The 12,523-nt window shown below is 64.9% G+C and carries 7 protein-coding genes; 1 reads left to right on the forward strand and 6 read right to left on the reverse strand.

Translation table 11 applies throughout. From position 1 onward, the window contains the following. Positions 1-249: 249 nt before the first annotated feature. On the forward strand, positions 250-1,512 hold the full coding sequence (locus tag ENJ37_00605; protein HHL38984.1) for a glycosyltransferase: 1,263 nt from the start codon (positions 250-252) through the stop codon (positions 1,510-1,512). Between the two features lie 108 nt (positions 1,513-1,620). Here the strand turns inward: ENJ37_00605 and ENJ37_00610 are convergent, their stop codons facing one another. From ENJ37_00610 to mfd, 6 genes are all read right to left on the reverse strand, one after another. Beyond that, positions 1,621-2,370 carry a septal ring lytic transglycosylase RlpA family protein gene (locus ENJ37_00610; protein HHL38985.1) on the reverse strand — a complete coding sequence of 250 codons (750 nt, stop codon included), beginning with the start codon at positions 2,368-2,370 and terminating at the stop codon, positions 1,621-1,623. Next, positions 2,307-5,156, reverse strand: a complete 2,850-nt coding sequence (gene uvrA, locus ENJ37_00615) for an excinuclease ABC subunit UvrA (protein HHL38986.1) — start codon at positions 5,154-5,156, stop codon at positions 2,307-2,309. Before uvrA ends, ENJ37_00610 begins: the two co-directional genes overlap by 64 nt. Before the next feature lie 464 nt (positions 5,157-5,620). Beyond that, on the reverse strand, positions 5,621-6,586 hold the full coding sequence (gene pdxA, locus ENJ37_00620) for a 4-hydroxythreonine-4-phosphate dehydrogenase PdxA (GenBank protein HHL38987.1): 966 nt from the start codon (positions 6,584-6,586) through the stop codon (positions 5,621-5,623). A gap of 34 nt (positions 6,587-6,620) precedes the next feature. Next, positions 6,621-7,634, reverse strand: a complete 1,014-nt coding sequence (locus tag ENJ37_00625; protein ID HHL38988.1) for a hypothetical protein — start codon at positions 7,632-7,634, stop codon at positions 6,621-6,623. Further along, positions 7,577-8,485 carry a hypothetical protein gene (locus tag ENJ37_00630; protein ID HHL38989.1) on the reverse strand — a complete coding sequence of 303 codons (909 nt, stop codon included), beginning with the start codon at positions 8,483-8,485 and terminating at the stop codon, positions 7,577-7,579. Before ENJ37_00630 ends, ENJ37_00625 begins: the two co-directional genes overlap by 58 nt. Positions 8,486-8,801: 316 nt before the next feature. Beyond that, entirely contained in the window at positions 8,802-12,269 is a 3,468-nt protein-coding gene (gene mfd / locus ENJ37_00635) for a transcription-repair coupling factor (protein HHL38990.1), read from the reverse strand. Between the last annotated feature and the right edge of the window lie 254 nt (positions 12,270-12,523).

The following is a 12,523-nucleotide window of genomic DNA, read 5'->3' on the forward strand; positions in this document are numbered from 1 at the left end:
AGACTTTCAATACGAGTTGGTTTCCCCCTGTTTTGCCTGGCAAAACAGGGGGAAACCAACTCGCATTAAAAGTTTTTGGAGGGAGTCTGAGGGAACCTTTTTACAAAAAGGTTCCCTCAGTGCAATAAATCAGAGCTTCCTTAAGTTTTTTGAATCCTTACCGAAAATATAACTATGGGCACCGGAGGATGAAATCCCTTTTTGTGCCGTACTTGTGTCGGGGCAAGAACAACGAGGAGGGGTGAGGCCATGACGAAAGGAAAGAAAGGCGACGGGAAATACGATCTGATTGTCGGCATCCCTTCCTACAACGAGGCGGACACCATAGGTTTCGTGGCGGAAACGGCCTCGGCGGGTCTCGAGGAGTATTTTCCCGAGTTGCGGACCGCCATAGTGAACGTGGACAACAACAGTCCCGACAACACGAAGGACGCCTTTCTTTCGGCCCGCACGGCGGTGGACAAGAAGTACATCACCACCCCCGAGGACGTGCAGGGCAAGGGCCACAACTTCCTAAACCTCTTCCGCTTCGCCCATGAAACGGGCGCCGAGGCGGTCATCGTCATGGACGCCGACCTCAAGAGCTGCACCAAGGAGTGGATCGAGTATCTCGGCAGGCCCATAATAAGCGGCAACGACTACGTAACCCCTCTCTATTCGCGCCACCAGTTCGACGGATCCATCACCAACCACATCTGCCATCCCCTCATCTTCGGGCTTCTGGCCATCGACATACGCCAGCCCATAGGCGGCGAGTTCGCCTTCTCGCGCCGCCTCATGGAGCACTGGATGAAGCAGCCCATCACCGCCACGACCCGCCAGTACGGCATAGACATCTTCATGACCATGCACGCCATCCTCGGCGGCTTCAAGCTCTGTCAGACGGGTCTGGGGGCGAAGATACACAAGCCCAGCGCGCCCAAGCTCGGCATCATGTTCGAGCAGGTCATAGGCACCTTCCTCTCGACGCTGCTCGACAACAGGGCGCTCTGGATAAACGGCGGCTTCAAGGGCGTGGTGGAGCTCGAGCGATGGGGACTGAAGGAGCTCTCCGAGCCCCAGGACCTGAAGTTCAACATGGTGGAGATGAAGGAGAAGTGCCGCAGCTACTACGACCAGTACAAGGAGTTCATAAGGGAGCTGCTCCCATCCTACGCCTTCGACATGATCGACGAGATGATAAGCATGGACTACTTCGCCATAGACATCATGCTCTGGTCGCAGGTGGTCTACACCCTCATGCACCGCTACGACATATCGAGGGACCGGGAGACGAGGGGCAAGATACTCGACGCCCTCAAGCCCCTCTACTTCGCCAGGACCATAAGCTTCAACTACAACACCTGGAAGTACAGCGTCCGCTACGCCGAGGCCGAGGTGCGCCGCCAGGCCATGGGGTTCGCCTCGCAGCGCTACTACCTGCTCGGCCTCTACAGCGAAAGCGGCATGCCCGGCGAGTTCCGCAAGGCGGTGGCGCGCAAGCCCTCGGTGAGGCCCGCGCCGAGCGCATGAGCTTCAGCGAGGGAGCCCTTCCTCGGGGCGGTTAATGGGGGTCTCCATCGCTCTTTCAAGCGTCGTAACCCTCGTCCCTTCACGCCGGGCCGGCCCCTCGCCGGCCCCTCACTTCCTCATCAGAACGGCCGCGTAGCCCTCGTCGGCGAGGCGGCGCGCCAGCTCCATGGCCTCGGCCCTCTTCTCGAAGGAGCCGATCCTCACGCGGTAAAACTTCCTTCCCGAGATGCGGGCGGCACTCACGTAGGCGCCCCTGTACTTGACGGCGAGGGCCCGCCTGAGCCTGCGGGCGTTGGCCGCGTCGGTGAAGGCCCCGAGCTGCACCACGTAGGGACCGGAAGAGCCGGAGTCCGCCACCTTGATGTATTTTCTGTAGCGGGGGTCCCGGCCCACCACCCTGAGGGCGACCCTCGCCGTGCCGGGCCCTATCATGTCCATGCGCCGGGCCGCCTCGTAGGAGAGGTCGAGGATGCGGCCCTTGACGAAGGGTCCCCTGTCGTTGACCACCACCCGCACGCTCCGGCCGTTGTCGAGGTTCCTTACGTCCAGGACCGTGCCCAGCGGCAGGGTCTTGTGGGCCGCCGTCATGGCGTGCATGTCGTAGATCTCGCCGCTTGCCGTGGGGCGGCCGTGGAAGTCGGAGCCGTACCACGACGCCACCCCGCGAAGCTCCTCGCCGGCGCCGGAGAGCGGGAAGGCCGAGGCGCACCCCCCCGCCGGCGCAAGGACGAGAGCGGCGAGCAAAAGCCTTGCGGATCCCTTCTTCCACCATCTCTTGTTCACGTTGACCTCCTTCAGACGGCTCCGGCGCTCGAGGATTTGCGGCAAAGGACGTCCTTGAGAAAACGGCCGGTCCATGAGCCGTCCGTTGCCGCCACCTCTTCGGGCGTGCCACGGGCCACTATCCGCCCGCCGCGCCTTCCCCCCTCGGGCCCCAGGTCTATGATCCAGTCGGCCGACTTTATGACGTCCAGGTTGTGCTCGATTATGATGATCGTGTTGCCCGCCTCGTTGAGCAGGCGCAGTACGTCGAGGAGCTTGTGTATGTCGGCGAAGTGGAGCCCCGTCGTGGGTTCGTCCAGTATGTAGAGCGTGCGGCCCGTGGAGCGCCTGGAGAGCTCGCGGGCGAGCTTTATGCGCTGGGCCTCGCCGCCCGAGAGTGTCGTCGCCGCCTGCCCGAGCTTTATGTAGCCCAGGCCCACGTCGCCGAGCATGCGCAGCCGCTCGCGAACGGCCGGGATGTTGCGGAAGAACTCGAGCGCCTCGGCCACCGTCATATCGAGCACCTCGTAGATGTTCCTGCCCTTGTAGCGGATCTCGAGTGTCTCGCGGTTGTAGCGCCGTCCTCGGCAGACGTCGCAGGTCACGTACACGTCGGGCAGAAAGTGCATCTCCACCTTTATGAGACCGTCGCCCGTGCAGGCCTCGCACCGGCCGCCCTTCACGTTGAAGCTGAAGCGCCCGGGCGTGTAGCCCCGGATGCGCGCCTCGGGCAGGGCGCTGAAGAGCTCGCGGATCGGTGTGAAGAGCCCGGTGTAGGTGGCCGGGTTGCTGCGCGGCGTGCGCCCTATGGGCGACTGGTCGATGTCTATGACCTTGTCGATGAACTCGACGCCCTCCACGGCGTCCACGTGGCCGGCCTTGCCGCCCAGGCCGTGGAAGCGGCGCGCCAGGTTGCGGTAGAGGGTGTCGACGACGAGCGTGCTCTTTCCCGAGCCGGAAACGCCGGTCACACAGGTTATGAGCCCTATGGGAAACTCCACGTCCAGTCCCCTCAGGTTGTTGGCCCTCACGCCCTTGAGCTTGAGGCGGGCGGGTCCCGGCGGCTTCCTCGCGGCGGGCACCGGTATCTCGAGCTCCCCTGAAAGATACTTGCCCGTGATCGAGCGCGGAGCGGCCGCGATGTCGGCAAAGCCGCCCTGGGCCACCACCTCGCCGCCTCCCCTGCCCGCCCCGGGGCCCATGTCTATGATGTGGTCGGCCGACCGTATGGTCTCCTCGTCGTGCTCCACGACGAGCACCGTGTTGCCCATGTCGCGCAGCCGCGCAAGGGCCGCGAGAAGGCGGCGGTTGTCGCGCTGGTGAAGCCCTATCGACGGCTCGTCCAGTATGTAGAGCACGCCCACGAGACTCGACCCTATCTGTGTGGCGAGCCTTATGCGCTGTCCCTCGCCGCCCGAGAGCGTGGCGGCCGGACGGTCGAGCTGGATGTAGTCGAGCCCCACGTTGGCGAGGAAGTCGAGCCGCTCGGAGACCTCCTTCAATATCCTTGCGGCTATCTCGGCCCGTCCCGCCTCGAGTTCCAGGCCCTTGAAGAAGCCGATGGCGTCGCCCACCGGGAGTCTCACCACGTCGTGTATCGACTTGCCGCCCACCTTCACGCTCAGGGCCTCTTTCTTCAGACGCGAGCCCCCGCACTCCGGGCAGGGCTGGATGTTCATGTACCGTTCGAGCTCGCTTCTCACGTCCTCGCTCTCGGTCTCGCGGTAGCGCCGCTCAAGGCTCGCCACGATCCCCTCGAAGCTCTGCCTGAAGCGGTGGCGGCTCTGGCCGGTCTCGTAGGAGAAGTCGATCTCCTCGTCGCCCGAGCCGTGGAGTATGACGCGGCGCACGGCGGCGGGAAGCTTCGACCACGGCGTGGTGAGCCTGAAGCCGTAGTGGGCGGCGAGCGACCCGAGTATCTGCTCGTGGTAGCCGTAGAGCGTCTTCGCCCCCTTCTTCATCCAGGGCGCGAGGGCCCCTCCCTTGAGCGAGAGGGAGGGGTCCGGCACTATCAGTTCCGGGTCGAAATAGAAGCGTTCGCCCATGCCCTTGCACTCGGGACAGGCGCCGTGGGGACTGTTGAAGGAAAAGAGGGCCGGCGTTATCTCGGGGTAGCTTATGGAGCAGGCGGCGCACGAGGACTTTTCGTTGAAGAGCATCTCTTCGCCCCCCACGACCTCGGCCTTGACGATGCCGTCCGAGAGCCTCGCCGCCGTTTCCATCGAGTCGGCGAGCCTTCCGGCGACCCCGGGCTTTATCACAACCCGGTCGACGACGACGTCTATGTCGTGCTTTCGCCTCTTGTCGAGCCTTATCTCGCCGGCGAGCTCCATCACCTCGCCGTCGATCCTGACCCGCGTGTATCCCCGGCGCGCAAGGGCGTCGAGCTCCTTTTTGTACTCCCCCTTGCGCCCGCGCACGACCGGCGCCAGTATGACGATCCGCGAACCCTCGCCCCTCTCCATCACGCGGTCCACCATCTGCTGCACCGTCTGCGTCGTTATGGGACGGCCGCACCTGTAACAGTGGGGCGAACCGACGCGGGCAAAGAGCAGCCGCAGGTAGTCGTATATCTCGGTGACCGTGCCCACCGTGGAGCGGGGGTTGCGCGACGTCGTCTTCTGCTCTATGGATATGGCCGGCGAGAGGCCCTCGATGCTGTCCACGTCGGGCTTGTCCATCTGCTCGAGGAACTGGCGCGCATAGGCCGACAGACTTTCGACGTAGCGGCGCTGACCCTCGGCGTAGATGGTGTCGAAGGCGAGCGTGCTCTTGCCCGAGCCCGACACGCCCGTTATGACCACGAGCCGCTCGCGCGGTATCTCAAGGTCTATGTCCTTGAGATTGTGCTCCCTCGCGCCCTTTATAATGATCTTTTCCATGGTTCCAGGCCGGGTAAAGGAAACTCTGGAAGCTCTGATTTATTGCACTGAGGGAACCTTTTTGTAAAAAGGTTCCCTCAGACTCCCTCCAAAAACTTTTAACGCCCTGCGGATCATCCCGATTTTGCTTGCAAAATCGGGATGATCCGCAGGGAATTAAAGGTCTTTGAAGGGGGTCTGGGGGAAACTTTCTACAGAAAGTTTCCCCCAGGGTAATTAATCAGAGTTTCCCTCTTTTACTGAGGGAACCTTTTTGTAAAGGGTCACAGACCCACGGTTCCCTCAGACTCCCTCCAAAAACTTTCAACGCCCTGCGGCGGCTGCCTCATGGGGGGCTGTGCCGGGGGGGGCGGGCCGCAAAGGCGTAAAAAAAATCCCGCCTGGCGCGGACCGACCCCCCGGTACAGCCGAAGACCCCAATAACATACGATAGGGCAGCAGGGAAACGCGGGCCTGTGGCCCTTCTACGGAAAGTTTCCCCCGGCCGCCTCGGCCATGGAGACGGCCAGTCTCGTCGCCGCCGCGAGGCTTGCGGCCGAGGCCTTTCCCCGCCATGCGATATCGTAGGCCGTGCCGTGGTCCACCGAGGTCCGTATGATGGGGAGTCCGAGCGTGCAGTTGTAGCCGTCTTCGAAGTGGATGAGTTTTAGAGGGGCGAGTCCCTGGTCGTGGTACATGGCCAGCACGCAGTCGAACTCCGAGGCCGCGGCCCTGAAGAATACGGTGTCGCCCGGCAGCGGCCCCTCGGCGTCGATGCCTTGTCTGCGGGCGTTGCGAATGGCCGGGGCTATGATGCGCGCCTCCTCGTCGCCGAAGAGTCCCGACTCGCCGGCGTGGGGGTTGAGGCCCGCCACGGCGATGCGCGGTCTTTCGACGGCGAAGTATCGTCTGAAGGAGCGGTCGATGAGGCGAAGTGTCCTCACGAGCCCGGCCCGCGTGATGAGCTCGGGCACGCGGCGAAGCGGCGCGTGTATGGTGGCGAGCACCACCCTGAGCCTCGGCCCGCCGAGCATCATGCAGTACTCCTTCGCGCCCGTGAGGTGCGCAAGGTACTCGGTGTGGCCGGGAAAGGCGAAGCCCGCCTTCTTCGCCGCCTCCTTGCTTATGGGCGCCGTCACGAGCGCGTCGGCCCGGCCGTCCTTCACCATGGCCACGGCCTCGTCTATGTAGCCGATCATGGCGGCGCCGCTCTCCCCGGTGGGCCGTCCCGGCGAAAGGGCGGCGGCGTCGAGCCTCGAGGCCGAGACTATCTCCACGCCGCGGGGGAGCCTTCTGCCCAGAAGCGAAGCGACCCTTTCGAGGACGCCGACGTCGCCCACCACGACGGGACGCGCCCTGCGTCGAAGCGCCGTGGAGGCGAGGGCCCTGACGACGATCTCGGGCCCCACGCCCACGGGGTCTCCCATGGTGAGGACGACGGTCTTTTTCATGGGCCGCCGGCTCGCGCCTCGGCGCGGGGAGGGCTCACAGCCGCACCTCGATATGGGCGGAGTCGCGCACCTCTTCGATCCATATGTCGAAGAGCTCCTGCATGTGCCTCGAGTAGAGGGTCGAGTATATGCGCTCGCGCACCTCTTCGAAGGGGAGCGGCTCGCCGGCGCGGCGCTCGACGAGCTTTACGATGCTCACCCCGCCCGGTCCGGCCACCGGGGGGCTCACCTCCCCCTCGGCGAGTCCCCGGGCCGCAACGGCGAGCTCCCGCGAGAGCTCGCCCTCGGCGATAAAGCCCATGTCTCCCCCGTCCGCCGCGTTGGGGCCGTCGGAATAGCGCCGGGCGAGCTCTTCGAAGGCCACCCCTTCGGCCAGCCCGTCGAGCACGGCCCTCAGTCTCCTGTTGCGGAGCCGCTCGTCGGCGCCGCCTATGTATATGAGCCGCAGGTGCAGCCTGTCGGGGCCGTAGAACTCCTCGAGGTTGCGCCGGTAGTAGTCCTCCACCTCCTCGTCCTTGACGTTCACCTTGGCGCGGAAGTTCTGGCTCATGAACTTGACCTGCCGGATCTGCTCCTTTATCTGGTCGCGGTACTCGATGTAGGATATGCCCTTGTTGGCCAGGGCGAGCAGGAGGGCCTCCTGGGTCATGTTGTTGTTCTTCTTCACGTCGTCGATGGCGTTGTCTATCTCCTTTTCGCTCACGTCGATGCCCGCCTTGTCGGCCGCTATCTTGACGAGCTTCTGCTCTATGAGGCGGTCCAGTATGCGGCTTGAGACGCCGGCCTTGTCGCCTCCCGCCTTCTCGCCGAAGCGCTCGGCGGCGACGGCCGTGGCCGCCTCGAGCTCGGAGAGCGTTATGACCCTATCGTTGACGACGGCCACTATCCTGTCGATGATCTCGGCCCTCACGGCCGCCGAGCAGAAGAGCAGAAGGAAGGCGGTCCACAGGGAGGCCGGGGCCGCCGCCCTCGCAGCGTCGAGCACACCGCTCACAGCAGCTCCTCCCTCACCTCGATGCGCGCCGCCTTCTTGGCCGCCGCCATCCACTCGATAAAGGCCCTGTCGGCCTTCTCCCTCTCGATCTTCTCCACTATCCTGTCCACCACGTCCTCGAACCTGAGCTTTCTCCCCTTCTTGCGCTCCTCCACGCGGAAGATGTGGTAGCCGTAAGGGGTCTTGACGATCCTGCTTATCCTGCCCTTCCTGAGCTTGAAGACCACTTTTTCGAACTCCTCCGGCATCTCGCCGCGGCTGAAGAAGCCGAGGTCGCCCCCCTTTTCGGCCTCGGGCCCTATGGAGACCTCGCGGGCCACGTCCTCGAACTTCTCCCTGCGCAGCCTCTTTCTCACGGCCTTGGCCTCCTTCTCGTCGGCGACGACTATCATCCTGGCGCGCACCTGCTCGGGCACCCGGTACTCGTCGATGTGCTCCTCGTAGTAGGCCCTCGCCTCCTCTTCGGTGACCTCCACGCTCGTGCTGATGATCCCGTCGATGACCTTTCGTATGAGGAGCTTGCGCCTTATCTCGTCCTTCCAGCGCTCGACCGAACCGTAGCGGGCCGTTATGGCCTCGGTGAACTCCTCGCCCATGTAACCCTTTTTGAGGGCCTCGACCTCGACCAGCACCTCCTCGTCCGAGACGCCGAGTCCCCTGCGCCGGGCCTCGCGGAGCACGAGGCTCTCCTCGACGAGCTGCTTTACGAGGCTTCGCTTGAGGTTCACCAGGTCCTCGGGACCGAACTCCGACGCCCCCTCGGGCAGAAGCCTCCTCAGCGCCTCCTTGAACTCGACGAGCGTTATCTCCTGGTCGCCGACAATTATGACCGCAGGCGGCGCCGCATCCTCCACGGCCTTCGGCTCGTCGCAGGCGGCGACAAGGAGAGCAACGGCCAGGAGCACAAGGACATGAGAATTTTTCAGCGGGAAAGGACGCACGAGGGACACCCTCTTCGTCGGCAACGGCCTTATTGTCCGCCGCTGGTCTGAAAGTGGAAGCTCTGGGGGAAACTTTCTGAAGAAAGTTTCCCCCAGACCCCCTTCAAAGACTTTTAATTCCCTGCGGATCACCCCGATTTTGCTTGCAAAATCGGGGTGATCCGCAGGGCGTTAAAAGTTTTTTGAGGGAGTCTGAGAGAACCTCTTCAAAAAGGTTCCCTCAGGGTTTTCCAAGAGCTTCCTGAGGACCGATTCCGAGCTTCCACGTCCGAATAATATATCACCGGGCGGAGAGGTCTTTCAACATCAAACTCGCCTCTTCCAGGGGCGAGCGGCCGGGCGTTATCGTTCTTACGACCTTGGAGTCCGGGGTGAGGCGGTAGCGCCCGTCGCCCGAGGCCGTTATGCGGGCTACCCTTTTTATGAGCGCCCCGGCGTTCTCGGATACGGCGGCGTGGTCGAAGCCGAGGTAGAGGCGCCCGCCGCGCTGGACCAGTTCGTTGGCGCCCATGCGCTTCATGGTCACGCGCAGCTTTGCCGTCTCGAAGAGGTGTTCGGCCGGTTCCGGGGGGTCGCCGTAGCGGTCGCGCAGCTCCTCGCGGGTCCGGTCGATCTCCTCGAGCTCTTCGGCCGTGGCCAGCTTCTTGTAGAAGCCGAGGCGATGGTGGCTGTCCGGTATGTAGTCGTCGGGCAGGTACTGGGAGAGCCGCAGGTTCACTTCCGGCTCGGGGCCCGTGCTCACCTCTTCGCCGCGCATCCGGCGCACCGTCTCGTCGAGGAGCCTGGCGTACATGTCGAAGCCCACCTCGGCGATCTGGCCCGACTGGGAGGGGCCCAGCAGCTCCCCGGCGCCGCGGATCTCCAGGTCGTAGGCGGCGAGTCTGAAGCCCGCTCCCAGCTCGGAGAGCTCGGCCATCACCTCCATGCGGCGGCGCGCGTCCGAGCCGAGGCGCTCGAGATCGGGACAGACGAGGTAGGCGTAGGCGCGGCTGCGGCTGCGGCCCACGCGCCCGCGCAACTGGTAGAGCTCGGCGAGGCCGAAGCGGTCGGCGCGGTTTATGATTATCGTGTTGGCCGACGGTATGTCCAGGCCCGACTCGATGATGCTCGTCGAAAGGAGTATGTCGTAGCGGCCGTCCACGAAGCCGAGCATCCGCTCCTCGAGCTCTTTTCTGGCCATCCTGCCGTGGGCCACGGCGACCCGCGCGCGGGGCACGAGTCTCCGCAGGAAGTGTTCCATGGCCCCGATGCTCTCTATGCGGTTGTGGACGAAGAATACCTGGCCGCCACGGGCGAGCTCCCGTTCCACGGCCTCGCGCAGCAGGTGCTCGTTGAAGCGGATTATCGTGGTCTTCACCGCCAGGCGGTCGCGGGGCGGGGTGCTTATGATGCTTATGTCGCGCATGCCGGCAAGGGACATGTGCAGGGTCCTCGGTATGGGCGTGGCCGTGAGGGTGAGGACGTCGATCTCGCGGCGCAGTTGCTTGAGCCGCTCCTTGTGGGCCACGCCGAAACGGTGCTCCTCGTCGATGACCACGAGGCCGAGGTCCCGGAACTCCACGTCCTTTGCGAGGAGGCGGTGCGTGCCGATGACTATGTCGGGCGCGCCCCGGCGGAGCCCGGCGATAAGCTCCTGCTGGTCGCGCCGCGATACGAAGCGGCTGAGCACGCCGACGGTGACGGGCCAGTCGGCGAAGCGCCGCTTGAAGGTCCTGTAGTGCTGCTGGGCGAGCACCGTCGTCGGCACGAGCACGGCCACCTGTTTGCCGTCGAGCACGGCCTTGAAGGCGGCGCGCATGGCCACCTCGGTCTTGCCGTAGCCCACGTCCCCGCAGACGAGCCTGTCCATGGGGCGCTCGCTCTCCATGTCGGAGAGGACCTCCTCGATGGCCCGCAACTGATCGGGGGTTTCGTCGTACTCGAAGGCCGCCTCGAACTGGAGCATCATCTTTTCGCCGCCCCTGAAGGCGTGCCCCCTGACGAGCCGGCGCTCGGCGTAGAGGCGCAGAAGCTCGGCGGCGAGCTTTTCCACGTGGCCCTTGACCTTCTTCTTGCGCCGCTCCCAGGCCGTTGAGCCGAGCTTGTCGAGCTCGAAGGAGCGGCCCTCCACGCCGTGATACCGGGAGACGAGCGAGAGGGACTCCACCGGCACGTAGAGCCTGTCGCCGCCGCGGTACTCGATGAGCAGGAAGTCGCGCTCCACGGAGTCCACGTTCATGCGCCTGAGCCCCCGGTAGAGCCCTATGCCGTGGAGGGCGTGGACCACGGCGTCGCCGGCCGAGAGGTCCTGGAGCTGGTCGAGCAGGGCCCCGATCCTTCGCTTCGGGGCAGGGGGACGCCTCTTGCCGGTGCCGAAGACCTCGGCCTCGGCCACCACGGCAAGCGGACCCCCGGCGGGCCCCTCGACCCTGAAGCCGCCGCCGAGCCGGCCGAGCACCACCGAGAGTCCCGCCTTGGCCTCGAAGGACCACTTCTCCTCGACGCGGGCCCGCAGGTCGTAGTTGCCGAGCACCTCGACCGTCCTTTCGGCCTGGACGGCGTCGTGGGCGGTGATCACCACGCGGCGGCCCTCCGCGAGCCAGCGGCCGATGCGCTCGGAGAGGGGACGGAGCGGCTCATCCGCCTTGCCGTGGGCGAGGTCCTGTCTTATGTCGAGGTTGGAGCGGAAGCCGAGGTCGGCGTCGCCGGCGCCGATGGCGTCGAGCCGTAGGCGCGGCAGCGCCGAAAGGCGCTCCGAAAACTCCTTTTCGTCGAGGTAGAGGCTCCGGGGGGGGAGAAAGAACCTTCCCGCCCCGGCGGCCTCTCCGGCCTCCCTCTCCACGGTTGCGCAGAAGGACCCGACGGCCGAGGCGACGCGGGGGGAGTCGATCCTCGCGACCGTCGCCTCTTGGGGGAGGTGGTCGAAGAGGGTGGCGAGGCGGTCGAAGAAGAGCGGCAGCAGACTTGCGGCGACGGCGGCGGTGCCGGTGCGAAGCCGCTCGGCCGTCTCTTCCCAGGTCCGGCGCTCAAGGCCCAGCTCCTGGGCCCGCTCCATAAGGCCCATGCGCGCCCTGTAGCGGGCCCGGCCCGAGAGGTCGCACTGGCGGGCTGGCAGTATCACCGCTTCCTCGAGCTCCTGCTCCGAGCGCTGGGTGGCGGGGTCGAAGAGACGTATGGACTCTATCTCGTCGCCGAAGAACTCGATCCTCACGGGCCGGCTGCTCGACGGAGCGAAGACGTCCATTATGCCGCCCCGGCGGCTCATCTCGCCGCGCTCCTCCACAAGCGACATGGCCACGTAGCCCATCTCCGCAAGCCTCGCCGCGAGCTCGTCCAGGGGCAGTTCGTCGCCGACGGCAAGGCGCAGCCCCCCCAGTCCCCCGGCCGGGATCACCCGCTCCATGACGCCGGCCGCCGCCGTCACGACCACAAGCGGCGCGCCCCGGCCGAGCCGCCAGAGCGTATGGAGGCGCGCCGCCTCTATGTCGGGATGGACCGCCTGGTCCTCGAAGGGCACCACGTCGGACGACGGGAAGAGGGCCACCGGCTCCTCTCCAAGGAAGAAACAGAGGTCCGAGGCAAACTCCTCGGCGGCTTCATCGTCGGCCGTCACGGCCAGCACCGTCCTGCCCGTGCGCTCGAAGAGGCGGGCGAGGAAGAAGGCCGGAGCCGAGCCGGCAAGACCGGTGAAGACGAGCTCCTCACCCCCGCGCAGCCGCCCGGCCGCGGACAGCGCCTCCTCTATGTCCCTTGCCTCCCCTGTCCTCAAAAACCTCTCCTCACTCGTCCCATCAGTTCAAGTTTCCTGAGGGAACTCTGATTTATTGCACCGGGGGAAACTTTCTGTAGAAAGTTTCCCCCGGACCCCCTTCAAAGACTTTTAATTCCCTGCGGTTCATCCCGATTTTGCTTGCAAAATCGGGATGAACCGCAGGGCGTTAAAAGTTTTTGGAGGGAGTCTGAGGGAACCGTGGGTCTGTGACCCGTGGGTCTATGACCCTTTACAAAAAGGTTCCCTCAGGG

The organism is Deltaproteobacteria bacterium (assembly GCA_011375175.1).
In the GTDB taxonomy this organism is placed as follows: Bacteria; Desulfobacterota; GWC2-55-46; order GWC2-55-46; family DRME01; genus DRME01.